Below are 19,359 nucleotides of genomic sequence, written 5' to 3'. Positions count from 1 at the left end.
GGCACGTGACTTCAAGTGTCGGAAACGAAACGTCCATAACGAATCTCAAATTCTCAGACGACTGGGACGTGCCGAGCTTCGAATTGGCTAAATATGACGACCGGCGCCACGCCCATGCACTCGTGATCCCAGTCATCAATGAGGGCGAGCGAATCCGCGCGCAACTGATGCGTATCCGGGACGCCAATCTCGACGTCGACGTTATCGTTGCCGATGGTGGGTCGTCGGATGGATCGCTTGAGGCCGATTTCGTGTCGGGTGCCGGCGTGCGCGCCGTTCTAGTGAAAACCGGCCAGGGCAAACTAAGCGCGCAGCTTCGCATGGCCTATGCGTGGTGCCTTCGGGAGGGGTATGAGGGCATCGTTACGATCGACGGCAATGGCAAGGACGGTGTCGATTCCGTTTCAGACATGGTTGGGAAGCTGTTGGCGGGCTGCGACTATGTGCAGGGATCGCGGTACCTGCCGAGCGGGGTGGCTGAGAACACACCCTTAGAGCGAACCATCGCGAACCGGTTCATTCACGCGCCAGTTCTGAGCCTCGCAGGCAGGCATTGGTATACCGACACCACAAACGGGTTCCGTGCCTATTCGGCACGCTACCTGATGGATCCGCGTGTGCGCCCGTTCCGGCAAGTCTTCGAAAGTTACGAGCTTCTGTTCTACTTGACCGTCCGCGCTGGCCAGATCGGGATGAAAATCTGCCACGTGCCGGTGCAGCGCATCTATCCTGAAAACGCAGCCACGCCGACCAAGATCACGGGCCTAAAGGGCAAGTGGGACGTTCTGAAGCAGACCTTCGCTGTCGCACTCGGCGCATACAAACCTTGACAGGGAACGGCGTGCGTTGCCGTTTCACAACCGTTCCAGCATCGCCACATTGCCTAGGGACACCAACGCGCATGCGCTTGGATTGGCGATGTCTATCCTGATCTCTGCGATGGCGGGCAACGACCGCCATCGCAGAGTCGTGTCGAGCGGTACGAGGTTCTTGCGATTACTCGCTTCGAAATTGACCATGTTGCGCTCGGAAAACGGGGTGTCGGGGCTTCTCCAGTAGACGCTCACGATCGGATGCACATCAGATCCGACGCATTCGGCGTCAAGGGAAAGTATGTCACTGCCCTCGGAGGGTATCAGCGGTTCCGGCGGGGCGTAAATCCACATTGGATCACTGTTTGTTACCCGAAAGACATCCGTTGTGCCTGGTTCCGCGACAGTGCCGTAAAATGCCGGATCAGTGAGTTGCTGCAAACCGCCAATTTGGTCCGAAAGGTTCAAGACCGAGCGCCCCCAAGACGATGGAATGCGCCAGAGATACTGCTGATGAAGCACATTGGCCCAGATGAGTTCGGCCGGAAACGTGCGATTTTGTACCGTGAAGATGGGCGGTGTCGGATCATCGGTGAAGTGAGCGGGAAGGGGCGGGGCCACGCGTATGCTGGCACCTTCCACGCGGGTCACCTCACGGTTCACACCATCGGAAAACGCGAGCCTGTCACCCGCCTCCAATAATCCTGTCATGCTTGGCTGCACCGCAAAGGACCACACCGCCGCGTTTTCGCCAACGGCCACGCCATTGTGCCAGTTTGCGTCGGTATAGCTGCCTGTGCGGAAGGTTTGTGCATCGCCCAGGACCGGGGCCTCGCGGTTGCCCTGCCCTGTCAGCCGTTCTGTCAGATCGGTTCTGATACCGTAAACGTTGCCGTTGACCACGAACGGGACATAGTGCGTCTCGACGAATTCGAAGATGTGGTGGCTTCTGAGCGGCAGACTGATGCCGTCGTGCTCAATATTGTTCACGGCCAGAATGGCGAGGGCCGGAAGGCTTAATTCGCTGGCTTCTGTGAACTGCCGTTGAAAGTCTCCGGGTGCAGCGTTGTAGGTGCTGGCGATGGGCACCGGATTCGCACGGTCGAAGTAAAAATAGAAGGCATTCCTGTTGGTGAGATTCAAGAATGTTTCGCCAGGTTCCAGAACAGCGTTCACGACACCGTTGACATCACGTAGCATCGCCAGATGCGCGCCATGTGCCGCGCCCCACCCGAGCGTTGGCATATCCTCCGCTATCTCGCCGCGGAGTTCAAGGTGCACCGGTGGAAGGGACAGCCGCTCGAAACTGGTTCGCTGATTGGCCATGATGCCAATGAGCAGGACGCTCAGCAAACTGGCCACCAAGGGTGGGTTGCGCCTCTTGAAAAACGAAGACAGCCAAACAGTCGCAAACACCATTAGCGCGACAGTCGTGATCATGCCCCGGTCTCCAAAATCGAGGCGGCCGGTGGCATAGGGGTTCATTATGATGGCCAGTGCCGTTGTCGGCACGATCACCAAGAGAGACTTCAGCCAGAAGGGCAGCGCCTCGCTGTCGCGCCATTGCTTGCTACCCACAATGGCCGCTACTGCCAGAGTCAGGACCGGCGCGAAGACATAGAGGAAGTTGTCGAAGTGATGCTCGATCACAGAAAAACTGCCATTCCCGTAGATCGTGAGGTTGGCGGCAGAAGACACGGTGAGGAACGCTAAATACCCAAGGAGCTGCTCATGGAAAAGTACGAGGATCACTACACCCGATGCGATGCTACCTGCGCAAAAGGCTATGAAATCCCAGCGGCCCCGCCTTCCGTGAAGAATGACGCCGGAAAGTGCTATGACGATGGCTGCCGCGGCTCCGAGCCCGCCGTTGAAAAGCGCGCCGAAGACAGCCACCGCCACGCCGCCTGCGCCCGCAACGGAGGGACGGCGCAGGCTCACAATCGCCAAACCTAGGACGAGGTTAAGCGTGAGATAGATGACATGGGGGATTTCGGGAATAACGAGCGCAAAAAGGAGCGCCGGAAGCGGCCCGAGGCGACACAGCAGAAGTACTACCAGCGTCCCCCAGGCGTAAAGCAGAAGAATCCTTTCCCCCACCAAGATGCCGCTCGCCGTCGGATCGCCGAGCAACCAGGCCGCGAAACCGCCCGTTGCGTTGGACAGGCCATGAGGTGAGAAAAATTCGGTGAACCATCCGGCCCCCGAATAAAACGCTTGTGCCGCTAGCAATTTTTCTCCGAAATGATAGTCATCTAACGGAATAACTGGGTGGATCATAGCTGGCCCTGTCAGAACCACAATGGCTAATGCCGTGGAAATGCGGGGGAGCACCCCAGTGAACGAGCCGCCTTCACGCCTTGCGCGAAACACCCACACGGCCTCGATGATCAACACTATAGCGAGAAGTGCGTGCAATCCGTCAAGGATGGACAGGTGCGCCCCCTCCAGCCCGACCCAACGAATAGGTGCCGACGCTGCAGATACTCCTGCCATGATCAGCGCACTTATTGATCCTGCCCAGCGGAGCGCATCTGGCCCCGAAACATGCATCAAGAAAATGGTGGCTGGAAGTGCAACAGCAATGACCCCTACAGCGCTCAACTCAGCCATCTCCTGCGCAACAACACTGGCTGAGACGGCGACAAGAAACCCGATGCCGTACAATTGGGACCAGTTTTCTCTGTCCGACGTAAATGCGATACCACCACTCGCAAGCAGGCTGCCGAAGAGAATTTGAGTCTGAAAAGACGCGCTATCGAGTGAGACAAGTTGTGCTACGGTCAAAAGGCCTGCCACTGCAAGTAGCGAAAAGAATACTCCTCGCCAAATGCCGTAACTCTGCCGCAGCAGTGCTGCGATTACTATCAGAGACGCCATTTGCCACGACAACATCCACCAAAGAAATCTAATATCGCGGTTTTTATCCGCATCTTCCAAAATACCGCCACCGACGGTTAGCTGCTCTACAAAGCCCGAGTGAATTATTTTAGGTTCGAAATATACTACTCCAAAAAGTGACAGCGAAACGAAAAAAAGAACGAAGAAACCACGGTGAAAGGTGAAGCTAAGTAGTCGCAAAATCTGTGGAGTGTTCGGTGTCATGATATGACCTGTGCAGTGGGGCTTGAGCCGACATTCCCCAAGTGGTCTGCCGTTTGAAAGCAACATCACCTAATTCTGGCCACTGAACAAGTGCTTTTCATCCCGAGCGGCATCTGCGGTCGCGCAAACGCTTTGATCTGAGCGGATCGAGCCGCGAACTCGCAACATCCTGATCCGGCAGCGAAATTCTCAGCGGGTCTGACGGACCTGTTGAACCGCTTTCGTTCAGTTTGGGTCGGGATTGCAGTCACACGCTGGTCGGGGGCGCTCGAAGGCGTTGGACGGTGATGGCGCGGGCGTCAATCTTGATCAACTTGAGTCGCGGGCTGGTGAGCGACCAGCCCAATATTTCCTCGGGCAGTGCGATGCAGCGCAAGAAGGTGGCGAGGTTGTAAGCCAGCGCGTGCAACTGCAGCCGCACCTCGTTGTCGCGGAACCGATTGCACGACAGGCGCGTCCAGCGGAAGGCGTATTTGCCATCCTTGATGTGCTGCTCGGCCGTGCCGCGCTGGTTGTAGAACCGCACCACCCAGTCGGGCTCCACGGGCAGGTTCGTGACGATGAAGCCCACACGGGGCACAACTCATCCAGATGCCACTCGATCTTGGCAATGCCCCGGCGGGCTTATCCTAGGATGCGGCCTGATACTGGAAGTCCTCGAAGAACCGCTTCACCTTGCTCTTTGAGGTGCGTCCCACCGGCCGCGTCAGCCGATGTGCGATGCTAGCGCCAAGAATCCTGTGGTTCGAACCAGCGGCTTAGGCGACAATTTGAAAACGGCAGCGGTGATAACGCCCAGCGTACCTTCCGCGCCGATCAGCAAGTCTTTGAGGTCATAGCCCGCGTTATCTTTGAGCAATCTGGTGAGCGCCTCGATGATTGACCCATCGGGCAAAACGGCCTCGATTCCGATCCCAAGCTCGCGCGTTGTGCCGTAGCGCACAACGTTGGAGCCGCGCGCATTGGTCTAAAGCCCGCCGCCGATCATAGCACTGCCCTGCGCTCCGAAGGTCAGCGGGAATATAAGATCGGCATCGCTCGCAGCCTCTTGCGCGGTCTGTAAGAACACGCCGGCTTCGACAGTTATGCTGCGCCCGCCTGAGGGCACCACGGAGATGCCTAACTTGGCACAGGTTTTAACAGTATCCGCGACCTCTTCCGTTGATTTAGGGCTCACGACGGCCAATGGAATTCCCTCGAACTGGTCCGTCCAATCCTCGCGATATGTTGCCGCAAGATCGCTGTCGCCAGCCATCACATGCCACGGCCCGACGACGTTCGCCAACTGCTGCAAAAGCTCCTCCCGAGCGTCTGCTGTCATTTCAGCAACCATATTCATTAGCTGGCTGCCTCCCACGATGTCCAGTCGATTCCAAAACTACCACGTTACATACTACATTGATTTATCGAACTAAATCTAACATGGTAAATCAAGGCCTTTGAGGCGTCACAGCCGATGGACAGTATCGTTGGTTCTGTCGTAAACTCTATCATAGGACGGAATAATCTGTACTGCTGACATATTTATCCAGCGAGTGCCGCAAATTGCTGGAACGCAGCTTGACCTGACGGCTTGAATTGTTATTTGCGGATCATGTGCGCCTCCAACGCAATCATCGGAGATGCAATTGATCACCCAACGTTTCAAGGCTGCATGATCCACAATGACACCGCGTACAGGATCACCGATTGGGGATATTGACTGCCTTTGCAATCAATCGTCACGCTCTAATACCCACCTTCTAATCCAACGTGCGGCGTCTATCACAGGTTCGCTCGCAGGCCCATATATTCCGAAACTTTGCGACAGACTAAATTTTCGCGCTTGAATATTTGCTAATACCTTATAACTATAGTCGGGAATAAGGGCGGGCGATTCACCTGCTCACCGGAACAAGCGGGCACCCCAGCATATGGCGCAACTTTCTACTCTGCACGTGATGGAGCAAACCGCGTTTGAGCGCCCTGCCCCAACGTTTGATATGACGTCTGGGCAACGCGCAATTCTGAACCAGTTGCGGTTGTCTGCAATGACGTGCCGCGCAGCCGCGCGCACCGACCTGTTTGAGGCATGCGCGCTATTGACCATGGATGGCGAAGACGCGAAGCGCACTTTTGTTGAAACTTTTATCAAATGCCTTCCCGCTGCTGCACAGAAGCAAATTACCTGGTTTGCCCCTGGCACGGCCGAGCTGTCGTTTGACGAATCATGGGTCATGCGCTGCCTGTTTTGCATTTGGGACAACGAAACCAGCAATCTCAGCTTTTTATTAAAGTCGCGGATTACCCCCGCAGACCGTAGATATATAGGTTTTCTGCTCGGTAGAATTTCCGATCAATTCTCTCAGATTTAGAATAATTCTAAAAAGACTTGGCAAACCGATTTTGGCGTCTATGTTAATGGTCAGGCAAGCAAGCTGCCCGCCAGCCAGCCACAAATTTTAACACCAAAATTGGGGTGAGCAGATGACTCAGACCGCAGCAGCGTTGACCACCGACGCGAAAACCGCCATCGCAGATGCATTGAACCAGTCCGTCGCAGAAACTGCCGTGACCACGATGCTTGCGCAAAATTTCCACTGGAATGTTAAAGGCATGGGTTTCGGCCCGCTTCATGATCTTTTCCAGAAGATTTACGAAGACCACTTTATCGGCCAGGACGATCTGGCCGAACGTGTCCGCGCGTTGGACGTCCATGCAGAAGGCACGCTTGCCGGTATGCTGAAGCGTTCCAAAGTCAGCGAACATGATGGGCACGCCACAGACAAAGAGATGATCCGCATCATGATGGAAGCGCAGCAAACGCTGGCCTCTACACTTGCGGGTGCCGGCGAATTGGCGGCCGAACATGGCGACACACTGACCGAAGATTTATGTATCTCGCGCGGTACGACACATGAAAAATTCGCTTGGTTCCTGCGCGCGCATCTCGCGGGCTGATAGAGACCAAGTTGCAAGACTAAATCGCGGCTAGAGAACCTTCTCGGCCGCGATTTTGCGTTTCGCCAGCTTTTTGCGATACGCGGCGTCCCAATGCGTATACTTTCCAAGCCGCTCTTGTTGCGCAGTTAACATTTGAATGAAACCGCTACGGTGTTCATCCTTTTTCAGCGACTTGAACAGCGATTTTTGAGCTTTTGTCATCGAACAACCGATGCAATGGCCTTCGCGTTTGAATTTGCACACATCGATGCAGGGGCTTGGGGTTTTAGCCATGAGACACCTTGCTGATCCGTGATCAAGCTGGGGGGGAAAGGTACAAGAGGGAGATTCTGCGGAGTTCTAGGCGGACAGGCACCGCTTGCCAAGGCACCACAGGGTAAATTGTCCCCTGCCCCGCGTTACTTTACCTCGACCACATGTTTGCATCATTGTTTGCGCTCATCCAGCCAATCAAACAGGGCTTCTAAGCAGGCCGTATCGCACACGCCTTCGCACAGCGCGTCATACATCACTTCGCGTCTGCAACATGTTGGTCTGGTCTCCGGATCCGCCGGATTGAACATCCGCTCGCCCTCGGAACGGTTGCGGAGCACCTGCGTTTGGATGATCTGTACCATATGTGCCTCCGGATTGACTGGGTGCCGGGCGGTCCCAATATGGGCGACGCGGGCGGCATAATAGGAGCAAAGTGTTTTCTTACTTAAATACTCAGATACTATCTTGGTCGACAGGTCAAGACATCTCGCCATTACTGGGGCAAATGTGAGACGGCCCGTTAGCCATCCTGATCAAGCAGCTGCTTTTCATAGGCTTGACGCAACAATACACCAAGCTCTTTGAAAACCGCGGCCCGCGCCGATCCCGGCCTCCAGACAAGGACCACCTGACGGGGGCAGGCATCGGGCAGCGGCGTAAGTTGCACCTGAGCATTGCCAATCACCCCCGCCTGAACAGCGAGATTTGGCAAAAGGGTAATCCCCAACCCCTCGGCCACCATGGCGATCAAGGTGGTCAAACTGGTCGCGGCAAAACTATCCTCGTCTGCGGATATGCGCCCGGGATAGGCCTCCAAAGCATGCCGTTGCAGACAGTGCCCCTTTTCAAGCAGCATCAGTTCTCCGCCCTGGGTCAATGCCTTGACCCCGTCAGACACGGGCCGCCCCGGCGGCGAAACGAGCTGATACCCGTCGTCAAAAAGCGGCAGTGTCTCTAGATTTCCGATCTCAAACGGCAACGCGATCAACAACAGATCAAGCCGCCCAGCGTTCAACCCTTCGATAAGGCTGTCGGTCATTTCTTCGCGCAGATACACGTGCAAATTCGGAAAGGCTTCGCGGATTGCCGGCATGGCACGGGGCAGAAGGTACGGACCAATGGTGGGGATCGCGCCCAGCTTTAGGTCACCGGCGAACGGATTTTTATGGGCCTGCGCTACCATCTCGATCTCGGCTGCGTCCAACAACAAGCGCCGTCCCCGTATGGCCAGCTCTTTACCTACGGGGGTCAGCATGACGCTGCGCCGGGTACGTTCGACCAACTGCACGCCCAGCCGGTCTTCAAGTTCTTTTATCCCGGCGCTTAACGTGGGTTGAGTGACGAAACAGATCTCGGCAGCGCGCGAAAAACTTAACGTATCAGCAACCGCTGTTAGATACCGCATTTGCCGAAGTGTGATCATTGATAGATTTCCTCTATATCAAAGAAAGATATATTCAATTTCTCATATCTATGTCCAGATGCTATCTGAATGTCATCGGAGCAAAGACAAAAGGACAGCAGACATGACAGCTTCAGCACAAAAGAATATCGATGCCCTGAACGACGTCTTGGGGAAAACATTCCGCTTGTATGTTCAAACCCACGGTTACCATTGGAATGTAGAAGGCCCGAATTTCCGCCAACTGCACGCCACGTTTGAACAGCAATATCAAAATCTGTGGGCCGCTCTGGATGAAATTGCCGAACGTATCCGCACCCAAGGGGCCTATGCGCCGGGAACCGTCGCGGCGCTTATGGCGCTTGCTGGACCAGAAGACCCACCTGCGCAATCTGCGGGCGATATGGTCAGCAAACTGATCGCCGCCCATGAGGCCCTTGCCACCACCCTGCGCGATGCCATCGCTGTCAGCGCTGATGCGGGCGACGAAGTTTCCGCCGGTATCTTGACCGACCGGCTGGAATGGCATGAAAAAGAGTTGTGGATGATGAAAGCGGGCACCCGTTGATCCACCCGGCCAAGCCACCAAGGCTTGGCCACCGCGTAACCCAATCAGTATGGAACAAGAATATGATCAATCCAGTCGTAAAAAGTTTCTGGGACGAACCAACCGGTAGTTGGCAATATGTTTTTCACGATCCCGACACCATGAAAGGGGCCGTCGTTGATCCCGTGCTTGATTTCGATCCTCTGGCCGGTGCAACGTCTACCAAAAACGCGGAGCAGATTTTGCGCTATATCCGCGAAACCGGGATTGATCTGGAATGGATCCTCGATACGCATCCCCATGCCGATCACTTTTCCGCCGGGCCGTGGCTGAAAGCCGAAACAGGTGCGAAAACTGCGATCGGCGAAAAGGTAACGGGCGTTCAAAACCTCTGGCAGGGCATCTATAATCTGCCCGATGATTTCCCCACCGACGGCAGTCAATGGGATAACCTGTTCGCCGACGGTGATACATTCATGGTGGGCAACGTGCCTGTGACCGTGATGTTTTCACCCGGTCATACGCTGGCCTCGATCACCTATGTTGCGGGCGATGCGGCCTTTGTTCATGACACGTTGATGATGCCCGACAGCGGCAGCTCGCGCGCCGATTTTCCGGGCGGCAACTCAGGCGAGCTCTACAACAGTATCGCCGCTATTCTGGCCCTGCCCGAACATACCCGCGTCTTTGTCGGCCACGACTATGCACCAGGCCGGCCCGCCGCCTGCGAGGCGACTGTCGCACAGCATCGCGCCAACAATATTCATTGGAAGGACAACCCGACCGAAGCTGAATATCGCGCCGTGCGGGACGCCCGTGATGCGACACTCGCCCTGCCAAAGTTGATGCTTGCCGCCCTACAGGTGAACATCCGAGGCGGCCGCGTCCCCGCACCCGAAGACAACGGACGGTCCTACCTGAAAGTGCCGCTTAACTACTTTGAAAGCAGATAAATCCCGCGGCATACGCCCATTGCCCTGACGCGTTATGCGATTGGGCAATGGGCCTGACCCGCCATCTGGGAGGATTGGCGGATTTCTAATCCCACGACATACGCAGGCCAAGCCCCGCCACCGGGCCGCCATAGGCGCGCGCCGCGATATTTGACTCGTTCCTCTCCCACCCGACATAGGCCGACCCACGCAAACGGTTGGAAAACCGCCGGTCAATTTGCACCTTCGCCGAAATACGTTTGTCCGCACGCGCGACGTTGAACTGGTTGGAAAACGCGCCGTCATAATTACGGGTAAATGCTGCGATACGGCCCGACACAAGGGTCTTCTCCGACAAGGGAAGGCTTGCAATCAAACGCCCCCCGATTTCGTCGTAGCTATACTTGCTTTCGTCAGCGCGGCGCAGTTCGCCATATAGCGTTGCCGCGAGCATCAGGCGGTCCTTGCTGGGACGATATTGGTGGGTCACACCCACGAAAAGCTCCCCTTGATCATAACCTCTCAGCAAATCCTCGTTGTGGTTGCGATGGCCAAAACGCATCTGCGCACGGGTCGTATGGGCCGGGTTATGTTTGTATTGAACCCGCGCGCCGATGCGGGTGCGGGAAAAGGCCAAGGTGCCTTGCGCGCGCGAAAACTTCTGTTTGAAAAACGCACGTGCCTGCCATTTCTTCGCAGCGTCCAAGTTGAGCTGATAGCTGCCCGTAAAGGCCAACGCGACTTTGTCGCTCGTGTCTTCTGACGGGTATGCGCTCGCCTCAAGCCCCACGCCAAACGACAGCACCCGCCCTGCCCCAATGCGATTGCTGAACTTCATCCTCGCGTCCACGCTTGCGACATTCGCAAGGTCCAAACGCTGTGCATCCCCCTCGCCCAGCAATTTGGATTCCACGCCAAACGCCAGATCAGCAACCCCCGTCATCTTGAACTCCGCCGCCGCTTGATTGCCCCAAGACCCCGCGCAAATTGCCAGCGCCAAAGCGCGTAGAATATGAATTGAAACCTTCATGCGACCCTCAAAGGTGTGCTGGGGACGATGTCGCGCTTAAAGGCAATCTCGAGGTTTTCACCCTCGGTTTTGATCAAGATGCTCATCATCGATTCAAGCGTGAAATAGGCGCGCAAAATCCGGAAAATCAGGTATTCAGGCAAGCAGATCACGCCCTTGGGCACGCCGTTCAGGAATGATGATATGACCGCAATGATCGCCGGTGCCCCCGTGGTGACTGCCACGATTGATTGCCACACGAGCGGGCTGTCAGGGTTGAAGCCGAAACCGTATTCGATGCAACCGAACAAGATCAGCGGGACCAACATCGCGCGGCGTCCGGAATTGATCAGCATATAGGGCAAGATCATTTTGCCCCGCAGGGTCATCCAATCCGAATAAATCAGATCACGGCACCGCGAACTGATGTGATAAATCGACCGAAACCACCGCATCCGCTGCTCGCGCATATGGGCATAGGACGACGGCACTTCGGACACATATCTAAGCTTTGGATCCACCACAGAGCGAAAGCCCAATTCTCCGATGCGCAGGGAAATATCGGTGTCTTCGCCGTTCATCCCCTCGACAAAGCCGCCCAGATAGCGCGGGTGTTCTGTACGGTAGACCACGAACATGCCCGGAATACCGACAACCCCGTTCACTGCACCCATGGCAACCGAATAAAACCCGTGCTTAACCAAAACCTCGAGCAAACGCGCCCGGTCAAACAAGGCACCACCCGGCGGCACGGGCACGCCGCCCACCACCCCGACGGTCGGGTCCGAAAAATACGCCATCGCTCGCGTCAGGTTGTCTTCGCCCACCAGAGTATCGGCATCGACCCGCACCAAAAACTCTGTCTCCGTCGCATCCAGCCCGGCGTTCAACGCGTTCGATTTTCCCGGTTTGGGAACGTTGATCACCCGCCCTTTTGCTGCCCTGCAGGCTGCCAATGTCTCGCGGGCGATGCTTTCTGTCTCATCCGTGGAATTGTTATTCATGATCAAAATATGCACCTCGCCCCGATAATGGGCGGCGGCTTTGTCCATGGCCTTGATCGTATTCTCGATGATGTATTGTTCGTTATGGGCGGGCACAATGATGCTGACCGGCGGCCGGAAATCGGCGCGTTTTGCGGTTTTCACATCGTAAATCGCCAGGATATACAGCTGGGCAAACAGCGTTGGCAGGAACAAAAACACACCCGGCCCGATCCCGCCCAGCAAGGTCAGGCGGCGCATTTCTTGGACGATCCACAAATCCATGCTGCCTAAACTGGCGGACACAAGCGCCGCGATCAGCGTCACCACAGCCAGCCGCAGCAGCGCCTTTTTGTTGCTGGTAGGACGATGTTCAATACGAATACGCATCGGCATCCGCCCGCGTTCAAGCAGCTTGAATGAATAGACCGCAAACCCCAGTAGGCCTGACAAGAAGGCGCTGAAATGCAGGGAATAGGCCACGGAAAGCGTATCTTCCAACACGGCATTTGCCAGATCGAAGATCCCGCAAACGAAGCCGTATGTCAGCACCAAATCAAATGCGAACAGCGTTTTGCCTTTCCACCCCGCCGATGAGAACACCGCGAAAGAGATGAAAAACGAAATGATAAAAATGCGCACCGCAACCGCGTGGCGCCCCTCGTAGGGGGAAAAAACGATATCGCAGTTGGGGAACATCACGCTGCCCGTGGGCGTGTTCACCAACCACAGCAACACCGCCGAGATGACGCAGAACACCGCCAGCATCGCTGGGGCGCGCAGCTGCGAGACAGGCCCTGCAAACTTTTTCGGAGCGCTGTCGACCGATACAAATGTGATCTGGTCGCGGTTATCTGTCGCTTCTACCGCAGTCATTGGTCATCCTGCGGCGATTGCGCCTGTGAAAACTGCACCAGAATGCCGGTCACAGGATTAAGCTTTAGCGCCGCAATCGCCGCGTCAGACACAGGTTGCGCAATAATCTCGTCGTCATCTTGATGCGTATAAACAAGCCAGCCGTTTTCGGTGCCGTCGTCCTCAAGGCTCAGCACAGCCAAATCAGCACGACTGAACGGTGTGATGTTGGCCCATTGCGGTGCCTTTTTGATTTTCATCTCTTCAGGCAACACTGCGGCGATCAGCAAGGCGACCGCCTCGGCTTCTGCGGGCGTCAGCGCGGGCACCTCGGGCATGCCGACGTTGGCGCGTTTGGCCAATATCGTGCGCAGCTCGGACAGTTTTCCCAGATAGCTGGGACCGCCACCAATCAGTTGCGCATCCGGTTGCATTTCCGCAATCAGCTCGGGCCCGTTGTTGCACACACCGACCAGCAGTTGCGAGGACGAGGCCCTGACTTCGATCACATTCACCGCTTCATGCAGATCGGCGGGCAATTCAACCGTGGCACCAAATGACGTATCGCCGACTGGCACCTTATCCATCTGCACAACGCGGCCATTCAGCGATGTTGTTACAGTCCAATAGGCATCCGCATCCAAAAACCCGAGCAGCAGGTCGAAATCAAACGTCGCGGGCATTTCATAGGCTTCGTATTCCGTCAGATCATAGCGGGTGCGCCAGCTGACCCGGCGCTGGAACCGACGCAGGCCCGCGTTCGGCCCTGTGGCTGCAACGGCCAATGGCCACTGTTTGGGCGGCTCTACGATGGGGCCTTCTTCAGCGGCCAGGATTTTCAGCTCGGGCGTGGTCAGCACGTTGGCCGCATTCCCCGCGACAAAGTTAACCTTGGTATTACGGCGCACCAACTGCGCCGCTGCGATCATCTGGTTCGTTCTACGGGTCGCCGTAAACCACGGTGACCATCCCACAGTCGCGGCCCCGCTTGACGAAATCATCCGGTCGCGTGCGCTCTCGATCGGGCTATCCAATGCAAGGAAAAGCGCGCTGCTCGGCTCGATCTCGACCGTGGCGACCTGGCTGGTTTCAGCGCTACATCCTGCGTTGGGCCGTTCACCGATCATGCTAAATGAAACCTCGATTTTGTCGCCAGCAAGGTCTGCGGGCGTAAGAATAATTTGGACGGATTTCTTAACCTCGCCCGGGCGCAGCAATACTTCGGCGCGGCGGGTCCCGTTCAGCGAGATGCGCAAGGTGCCTTCGACTTCGCTAAGAACTTGATATGTCGCATCAATTTGAAGGTAACCTTCGGTGGGACGCGTATCGACGGGCAACCCGAATATGGCGTTTTGGTAAGCTGGCAAACCGGACAGAATGATGGGGGTTGCCGTGTCGCCGCGGTAAATCACAGTCTCGTTCGAGCCAAACTTTGATTGCAACGGGGCACTGGTTTCAAACACAAGCTGCGGTCCGTTCACAAGGCCCCTGACGTGGTGCATGCCACGCTGCCAAGCATCAAGATAAGACAGGGTAAATGCTGCGCCCATCAAAACAAACGCCAACAATCCGATGCCGATCAAACGCATTTTTCAATTCCAATCTGGCCACCCGGACCGCAAACATCGACGCTGGACGATGTTTGCGGTCCGGTCCGCTAGATTAAGCGGCCGCCACGGCAGACGAGGGGACCAGGCCGGGACGTTGGTTGTCGGTCCAGGTCGAAACGCATGGGATCATATCCATGCGGCACCGATCTGCGAACCGTTGTGCGATCTGCTGGGTTTCTTCACACAGACCTTGCGCCAAAGTGATTGGCTGCAACCCAAGGGAAATGAACGTTTCGTTGGAAACACGCAGCCCGTTTTCAGCTGCCTCATTGCGCGGATTTTCAACATTCGCTACAGGCGCACCCGTCGCATCAGCCACCAGTCCAGCCAGATGGCGCACAGTGTGTGTTTCGGTCATCTGGTTCAGGATTTTGACTTTGTTACGCTCTTGCGGGGGGTTCTCAACAGCAAGGGCAAGGCATTTCACTGTGTCCTGGATGTGGATAAACGCCCGTGTCTGCCCGCCTGTGCCATGCACCGTCAGCGGATGACCCACCGCCGATTGCATCAAAAAGCGGTTCAAAACCGTACCGTAATCACCGTCATAATCGAACCGGTTCATCAAGCGGTCGTCCAGTTTGGTTTCTTCGGTTTGCGTACCCCAAACGATCCCTTGATGTAGGTCAGTGATCCGAAGATGATCGTTCTTGGCGTAAAATTGGAACAATATCTGGTCCATCGATTTCGTCATGTGGTAAACGCTGCCGGGGTTTGTCGGATACAGAATTTCACGCTGGAAGATCTGTTTTTCATCGCCGGGGATGTAAACCTTCAGATAGCCCTCGGGGATTTCCATGCCGTCATCGTCATAGCCATAGACGCCCATAGTGCCCAGATGAACGATGTGGGTATCAAGGTTCAGGTTGGTGATAGCGGCCAGCAAGTTATGCGTCGCGCCAATGTTGTTATCGACCGTATAACGCTTTTCACTGATCCCTTTCATGGAATATGGGGCGGCGCGCTGCTCGGCAAAATGGATCACTGTGTCGGGCTTAAGTGCGGCCAACAGTGCTTCAAAACGGTCATACTCTAGGGCGACATCGATATGTTCAAAGCCGATGGTTTTCCCGGTGGCCTCGTGCCATGCCGCGATGCGAACATCAATTGGCTGGATCGGCGTCAGGCTGTTCGCGCCGAGATCATCGTCGATTCTACGGCGCGACAAATTATCCACGATGGTGACGCTGTGGCCCAGCTGCGACAGGTGCAATGCTGTGGGCCATCCGCAAAAACCGTCGCCCCCTACTACCAGAACATTTTTCATTTTATGGTCCATCTCATTCTCTTCCCAATTTTAGGTTTGGCCCTTGATTGGCCGAGGGGATGCGTTCGTTCGCATCAGTCATGAGACGCTTTTAGAAGAGGGTTCGCCGCCGAGTCTCGCCCCCGGCTGGCTAGAAAAACGATGCATTTGGCCGTGGGACTATCCCTCCGTATAGGTTGGTTAACCGTTCGCCGTGTGAGAATGGCTGTTTTTGCGAACGGGTGGCTGGTGGAGGGGGCTTTAGCAAGAATCGCCTGTGCCGTCAGCGCGGCACGTATATATCTACGGGTGATACCCGGCCCGCCTAACGAACCCAAGGTAGCGCTTGGCACGCCCCCCTGCCCTCACCAGCTTATTGAATCACCGGCCTGTGACCCAGTTTGGTACTAGGTTTGCACCCGTTTCCAGCCCCCGAACCGCGCAACAGCGCATTCGCCTCGCGTCGGCTTATGGGGCAGCGCACATAGGATCCAAAGCCGCGATCAGGGTCAGTCAGGATCGCTGGGCGTACCATACCCACGGTCAGTTTCTGCATCGCGGTCAACACTTCCATCGCGACACGGCCCGGATAAAAGCTTTCGACCAAGGCACCATTTGCGGTGATGATCTCGTGATTTGGCAATAGTAGTGTGTGATAGGTGATCGCTCGCATCCCGCGCATCTTACGCACCCCTGGTACCCCCACAAACCCAAGCGCGGGGGCAAGCACTTCGCGATCGCCATCATGCAACAGAATACGATGCTGGGGTGACACAATGAGCCGGTGCCGCGGCAACCCCGGGCCAAGCGCGTCTGGCTTAAACTCAATCGGTTGCTGTGGGTGATGCTCCCCAACGGAAAAGCTGAGGGTGCGTGCGCCTCGCCACTTTAGCGGTTGTGGCCCATTGTCATGGGTCATGATCATATCGCCGGGTGTCAAACTCTCAACCAGGCGGTCCCCATCTGGCGTGGCAATCATGGTCCCCGTAGCAAAGCAAACAAATTCCGTCTGAACACGTGACAGAACCGCTTCACCCACCGGTGAATTCACTGAATTCAGTGTCAGAGACCGGATCGCCTTGGCCTCCATCGCCGCGATATCAGGGCCCGCCTGATATTCAGGCGCGAGAAACAGATTGCCCTGTGTATCCTGCATGATCACCGCAGTGATCGTTGCGGTCGTGCCGTCAGTATAGGTCAGTGTCGCGTTATATATTGATGCGGCGTCAAAGAAATTGGTTTGCAGACCGTTGCCGTCATCCGCGTCAAATCGCAACTGATCATAATAAAAGCTGTTATCACTATCGAGCATTTGGGATTGGCCACTATTGTTGATAGCCGTGACCTCCGTAACGTGATCCCACAGCGGATCACCGACACTACCATAGGTCTCTCCAACCAATATGGCAGAGTTGTCGGCCTCTTCACCGTCATTTTCAACCAGATCGATATCCCCGGTAATTTTGCCAAGGTAAAGCGCATCCCAAGTTAATGCCATGTAAGGTTCCTTCGGGCAGTCGGCCCAAGGAAATAGGCATTGTGTCCTAATAACCTGTGAAATGTAAAATTGGCGATAGTCGTGGCGCTGCGGTGCTCACAACCGGCCACATTAAAACCTCAAAGCGTGATCTCGCTCCAAAGGGCGCTGACCGGGAGGGCATAGTTTCCACCTCCAAACGACAGCTTTTCGCGCCCCAGATAAAAGACCAGCCCAGTGCAGGTTTTACCCCTGCCGGGGCCATCTTTTACAAACCATTGTAGATGCTTGAAATCATCCGAACTGACAGTGGCTGATGCTTTTACCTCGATATTGACCAGATGATTTCCCCCATCGATCAAGATATCAATCTCGCGCTGATCGGCACTGCGCCAATGGTACATCCGGTAATCCGCGTCTTGCAGCGGTAAGGCGCGCTGCAACTCTCCCACGACGAAACTTTCCAGCAGCCCGCCCAAGGCCTGCGGTGTGTTATCAATGTCAAAACTCGTGTCAGTGAAACGCCGCAAGGCGCAAGCGATCCCCGAGTCCACAAAATGATATTTCGGTTGCTTGATCTCGCGTTTGCCTTCGCCCGACGTCCAGGCCCCCAACTTGGTCAACATCGAAAGGCGCATCAGAATATCTAGGTATTGATCCACGGTCACCCGCTGCAACTTGGTCAGCTTGGCCAACGCCGAGGTGTTGATCTCTTGCGCCGTGCGCGCGGCCATTTGATCGATCAGAATGCGCAGGGCATCAGGTTTTCGCACCGGCGTAATGTCAGCCACATCCCGTTCAACCACAGCATCAATGTAATCGCGATACCCGCGCTGGCGCGACCGCAGCGGCAGCGTTCTGGTTTCCGGAAAACCACCCGCCAAAATAAGGTCGATATAGTCGCCACGGGTCAGCGGTTCGGGTTCAGATATCTGGCTAAGGTGTGGCTGCTTTTGCATCCCCCAATCCACCAGACGGCTGACCGGCGCGCTTTTAATCTCGGTCACGGACAAGGGCCAAAGTTTCAGCGTTCGCATTCTGCCCGCCAGCGAATCCGCCACGTCGGTGGTCGTGAAGACGTTGGACGATCCGGTCAGAACGAACTGCCCTTTGCGGCGATCTGTATCGACAACCTTCTTGATTGTCAGCGCCAGTTTCTTGGACCGCTGCGCCTCGTCAATAATCAACGGTGCCGGCCCCAGTTCCTGCATCAAGCTGGCAAACTGCCCTTCCGGGTCCGCCTCAATAGCCGAAAGGATCGCGGCATCATCCAGCGTGATAAAGCGGCCATGCCCGAATAAATCCCTAACGAGAGTCGTCTTGCCTACCTGCCGCGGTCCGATCAGGTTTACCACCCGCGCCGATGCAACCGCTTCTTCCAGCTCGGTCACAAGGTGCCGCGGTAAATATGGCTCTGTCTGTGTCATCGTCGTTCTTTCCAACACTCCGGCGCGCATCATCTGCTTAACAAAGGTGTCACCGTTTGTACATTAATATACCCACCATTTGTATATACAGATAGTCACCATTTGTATATTAACTCAGCCATCAGATATCAACATACCCAACAAAATGGCCCCCACCAAACGCAGCCTAAAAAAATCGACCAGATCAAGATATTTTTGGAACCCTTCCCTGTCCTGCCGCGTTAGCCGTTGAATTCTTATGTTTTTATAACGCGCATTAGCCCACGCATTTTAGCCATCCAGAAGGACAGCAGGACCAGTGATTTATCAAATGATCTACTTCAGCACCGCTGTAGCACGCCTGAACGAAGCGCAGATAAGTGATCTTTTGAAGCAGTCCAAAGCTAACAATGCCCGAGACGGGCTGACCGGGCTTTTGGTTTATCATGATCGCCTGTTTTTCCAGATTATTGAGGGTGACCGCGACAAGGTGGAAGCATGTTATAACCGGATTCAAAAGGATCAACGGCACCGCAAGCTATTCTTGATGTGGGAAGGCGATAGCGAAAAGCGGGCTTTTGATGATTGGAAAATGGCCTATGAATGCGAAGCCACCCATGCATCCAGCCTAAGCATTCAAAAGCTGAAAAAGAACCCGAGCGACGTAACCGGCGGTGACCCATATATCGCCTGTGCCATCCAAAACGTGCTGTCCGATTTCAGAGAGCTGCGTTAATCGGTTTCTCCAGGCTCGAACAGCAGCGGTGACATGATCCATAC

18 protein-coding genes and 1 pseudogene are annotated in these 19,359 nt (G+C 55.5%); 6 read left to right on the top strand and 13 right to left on the bottom strand.

The window, feature by feature from the left end; genetic code table 11:
* The first annotated feature begins 68 nt into the window (after positions 1-68).
* On the top strand, positions 69-830 hold the full coding sequence (locus tag BM347_RS15600; protein ID WP_217644030.1) for a glycosyltransferase family 2 protein: 762 nt from the start codon (positions 69-71) through the stop codon (positions 828-830).
* Positions 831-854: 24 nt separating this feature from the next.
* Here the strand turns inward: BM347_RS15600 and BM347_RS15595 are convergent, their stop codons facing one another.
* The 4 genes and pseudogenes from BM347_RS15595 to BM347_RS15580 form a co-directional block, all read right to left on the bottom strand.
* Positions 855-3,917 carry a DUF2339 domain-containing protein gene (locus BM347_RS15595; protein WP_093917426.1) on the bottom strand — a complete coding sequence of 1,021 codons (3,063 nt, stop codon included), beginning with the start codon at positions 3,915-3,917 and terminating at the stop codon, positions 855-857.
* A gap of 247 nt (positions 3,918-4,164) precedes the next feature.
* Positions 4,165-4,654, bottom strand: a pseudogene (locus BM347_RS15590) (transposase); the annotation flags it as partial.
* The gene (locus tag BM347_RS15585; protein WP_093917425.1) at positions 4,624-4,860 is read right to left on the bottom strand and encodes an FAD-binding oxidoreductase; all 237 of its coding nucleotides are present in this window, start codon (positions 4,858-4,860) and stop codon (positions 4,624-4,626) included. The gene BM347_RS15585 and the pseudogene BM347_RS15590, both read right to left, overlap by 31 nt.
* Positions 4,861-4,884: 24 nt before the next feature.
* Positions 4,885-5,238 carry an FAD-binding oxidoreductase gene (locus BM347_RS15580; protein ID WP_139226515.1) on the bottom strand — a complete coding sequence of 118 codons (354 nt, stop codon included), beginning with the start codon at positions 5,236-5,238 and terminating at the stop codon, positions 4,885-4,887.
* A gap of 592 nt (positions 5,239-5,830) precedes the next feature.
* Here BM347_RS15580 and BM347_RS15575 point away from each other — a divergent pair.
* Both BM347_RS15575 and BM347_RS15570 read left to right on the top strand, forming a co-directional pair.
* The gene (locus BM347_RS15575; RefSeq protein WP_093917423.1) at positions 5,831-6,271 is read left to right on the top strand and encodes a hypothetical protein; all 441 of its coding nucleotides are present in this window, start codon (positions 5,831-5,833) and stop codon (positions 6,269-6,271) included.
* A 112-nt stretch (positions 6,272-6,383) separates the two neighbouring features.
* Positions 6,384-6,857 carry a Dps family protein gene (locus tag BM347_RS15570; protein ID WP_093917422.1) on the top strand — a complete coding sequence of 158 codons (474 nt, stop codon included), beginning with the start codon at positions 6,384-6,386 and terminating at the stop codon, positions 6,855-6,857.
* Between the two features lie 30 nt (positions 6,858-6,887).
* Here BM347_RS15570 and BM347_RS15565 read toward each other — a convergent pair whose 3' ends face one another.
* The 3 genes from BM347_RS15565 to BM347_RS15555 all read right to left on the bottom strand — a co-directional run bounded on the left by BM347_RS15565 (position 6,888) and on the right by BM347_RS15555 (position 8,538).
* Positions 6,888-7,133, bottom strand: coding sequence for a DUF1289 domain-containing protein (locus BM347_RS15565; RefSeq protein ID WP_093917421.1), 246 nt, complete (start codon positions 7,131-7,133; stop codon positions 6,888-6,890).
* Positions 7,134-7,285: 152 nt separating this feature from the next.
* The gene (locus tag BM347_RS15560; protein ID WP_093917420.1) at positions 7,286-7,477 is read right to left on the bottom strand and encodes a hypothetical protein; all 192 of its coding nucleotides are present in this window, start codon (positions 7,475-7,477) and stop codon (positions 7,286-7,288) included.
* Between the two features lie 158 nt (positions 7,478-7,635).
* A complete protein-coding gene (locus BM347_RS15555) occupies positions 7,636-8,538 on the bottom strand; it encodes a hydrogen peroxide-inducible genes activator (RefSeq protein WP_093917419.1) in 903 nt (300 codons plus the stop codon).
* Positions 8,539-8,641: 103 nt separating this feature from the next.
* Between BM347_RS15555 and BM347_RS15550 the strand changes: the two genes are divergently transcribed.
* A complete protein-coding gene (locus BM347_RS15550; RefSeq protein ID WP_093917481.1) occupies positions 8,642-9,085 on the top strand; it encodes a Dps family protein in 444 nt (147 codons plus the stop codon).
* A gap of 62 nt (positions 9,086-9,147) precedes the next feature.
* Positions 9,148-10,017 carry an MBL fold metallo-hydrolase gene (locus BM347_RS15545; RefSeq protein ID WP_093917418.1) on the top strand — a complete coding sequence of 290 codons (870 nt, stop codon included), beginning with the start codon at positions 9,148-9,150 and terminating at the stop codon, positions 10,015-10,017.
* Between the two features lie 85 nt (positions 10,018-10,102).
* On the opposite strand, the gene BM347_RS15540 is transcribed toward BM347_RS15545, so the two are convergent.
* The 6 genes from BM347_RS15540 to BM347_RS15515 all read right to left on the bottom strand — a co-directional run bounded on the left by BM347_RS15540 (position 10,103) and on the right by BM347_RS15515 (position 18,600).
* On the bottom strand, positions 10,103-11,026 hold the full coding sequence (locus BM347_RS15540) for a surface lipoprotein assembly modifier (RefSeq protein ID WP_093917417.1): 924 nt from the start codon (positions 11,024-11,026) through the stop codon (positions 10,103-10,105).
* Positions 11,023-12,864 carry a glycosyltransferase family 2 protein gene (locus tag BM347_RS15535; RefSeq protein WP_093917416.1) on the bottom strand — a complete coding sequence of 614 codons (1,842 nt, stop codon included), beginning with the start codon at positions 12,862-12,864 and terminating at the stop codon, positions 11,023-11,025. The genes BM347_RS15540 and BM347_RS15535 overlap by 4 nt, the downstream gene beginning before the upstream one ends.
* On the bottom strand, positions 12,861-14,432 hold the full coding sequence (locus BM347_RS15530; RefSeq protein ID WP_093917415.1) for a cellulose biosynthesis cyclic di-GMP-binding regulatory protein BcsB: 1,572 nt from the start codon (positions 14,430-14,432) through the stop codon (positions 12,861-12,863). The genes BM347_RS15535 and BM347_RS15530 overlap by 4 nt, the downstream gene beginning before the upstream one ends.
* Positions 14,433-14,505: 73 nt before the next feature.
* Positions 14,506-15,717, bottom strand: coding sequence for an NAD-dependent epimerase/dehydratase family protein (locus BM347_RS15525; protein ID WP_093917480.1), 1,212 nt, complete (start codon positions 15,715-15,717; stop codon positions 14,506-14,508).
* A gap of 352 nt (positions 15,718-16,069) precedes the next feature.
* Positions 16,070-17,194, bottom strand: a complete 1,125-nt coding sequence (locus BM347_RS15520; protein WP_093917414.1) for a Hint domain-containing protein — start codon at positions 17,192-17,194, stop codon at positions 16,070-16,072.
* Positions 17,195-17,313: 119 nt separating this feature from the next.
* On the bottom strand, positions 17,314-18,600 hold the full coding sequence (locus tag BM347_RS15515; RefSeq protein WP_093917479.1) for an ATP-binding protein: 1,287 nt from the start codon (positions 18,598-18,600) through the stop codon (positions 17,314-17,316).
* 310 nt (positions 18,601-18,910) lie between these two features.
* Between BM347_RS15515 and BM347_RS15510 the strand changes: the two genes are divergently transcribed.
* Positions 18,911-19,315, top strand: coding sequence for a BLUF domain-containing protein (locus BM347_RS15510; protein WP_139226513.1), 405 nt, complete (start codon positions 18,911-18,913; stop codon positions 19,313-19,315).
* Positions 19,316-19,359 lie beyond the last annotated feature (44 nt).

The sequence above is a fragment of the Sulfitobacter marinus genome (assembly GCF_900116285.1).
Lineage (GTDB): Bacteria > Pseudomonadota > Alphaproteobacteria > Rhodobacterales > Rhodobacteraceae > Sulfitobacter > Sulfitobacter marinus.
The sequence above is the reverse complement of the archived record's forward strand: the minus strand, read 5'-3'. Positions and strand labels throughout refer to the sequence as shown.

What these genes read in the sequence shown, in the direction of transcription:
- BM347_RS15595 (WP_093917426.1), bottom strand. Translation starts at nt 3,917, where the DNA reads ATGACACCGAACACTCCACAGATTTTGCGACTACTTAGCTTCACCTTT.
- BM347_RS15580 (WP_139226515.1), bottom strand. Translation starts at nt 5,238, where the DNA reads ATGACAGCAGACGCTCGGGAGGAGCTTTTGCAGCAGTTGGCGAACGTC.
- BM347_RS15575 (WP_093917423.1), top strand. Translation starts at nt 5,831, where the DNA reads ATGGCGCAACTTTCTACTCTGCACGTGATGGAGCAAACCGCGTTTGAG.
- BM347_RS15570 (WP_093917422.1), top strand. Translation starts at nt 6,384, where the DNA reads ATGACTCAGACCGCAGCAGCGTTGACCACCGACGCGAAAACCGCCATC.
- BM347_RS15565 (WP_093917421.1), bottom strand. Translation starts at nt 7,133, where the DNA reads ATGGCTAAAACCCCAAGCCCCTGCATCGATGTGTGCAAATTCAAACGC.
- BM347_RS15560 (WP_093917420.1), bottom strand. Translation starts at nt 7,477, where the DNA reads ATGGTACAGATCATCCAAACGCAGGTGCTCCGCAACCGTTCCGAGGGC.
- BM347_RS15555 (WP_093917419.1), bottom strand. Translation starts at nt 8,538, where the DNA reads ATGATCACACTTCGGCAAATGCGGTATCTAACAGCGGTTGCTGATACG.
- BM347_RS15550 (WP_093917481.1), top strand. Translation starts at nt 8,642, where the DNA reads ATGACAGCTTCAGCACAAAAGAATATCGATGCCCTGAACGACGTCTTG.
- BM347_RS15545 (WP_093917418.1), top strand. Translation starts at nt 9,148, where the DNA reads ATGATCAATCCAGTCGTAAAAAGTTTCTGGGACGAACCAACCGGTAGT.
- BM347_RS15540 (WP_093917417.1), bottom strand. Translation starts at nt 11,026, where the DNA reads ATGAAGGTTTCAATTCATATTCTACGCGCTTTGGCGCTGGCAATTTGC.
- BM347_RS15535 (WP_093917416.1), bottom strand. Translation starts at nt 12,864, where the DNA reads ATGACTGCGGTAGAAGCGACAGATAACCGCGACCAGATCACATTTGTA.
- BM347_RS15530 (WP_093917415.1), bottom strand. Translation starts at nt 14,432, where the DNA reads ATGCGTTTGATCGGCATCGGATTGTTGGCGTTTGTTTTGATGGGCGCA.
- BM347_RS15525 (WP_093917480.1), bottom strand. Translation starts at nt 15,717, where the DNA reads ATGAAAAATGTTCTGGTAGTAGGGGGCGACGGTTTTTGCGGATGGCCC.
- BM347_RS15520 (WP_093917414.1), bottom strand. Translation starts at nt 17,194, where the DNA reads ATGGCATTAACTTGGGATGCGCTTTACCTTGGCAAAATTACCGGGGAT.
- BM347_RS15515 (WP_093917479.1), bottom strand. Translation starts at nt 18,600, where the DNA reads ATGACACAGACAGAGCCATATTTACCGCGGCACCTTGTGACCGAGCTG.
- BM347_RS15510 (WP_139226513.1), top strand. Translation starts at nt 18,911, where the DNA reads ATGATCTACTTCAGCACCGCTGTAGCACGCCTGAACGAAGCGCAGATA.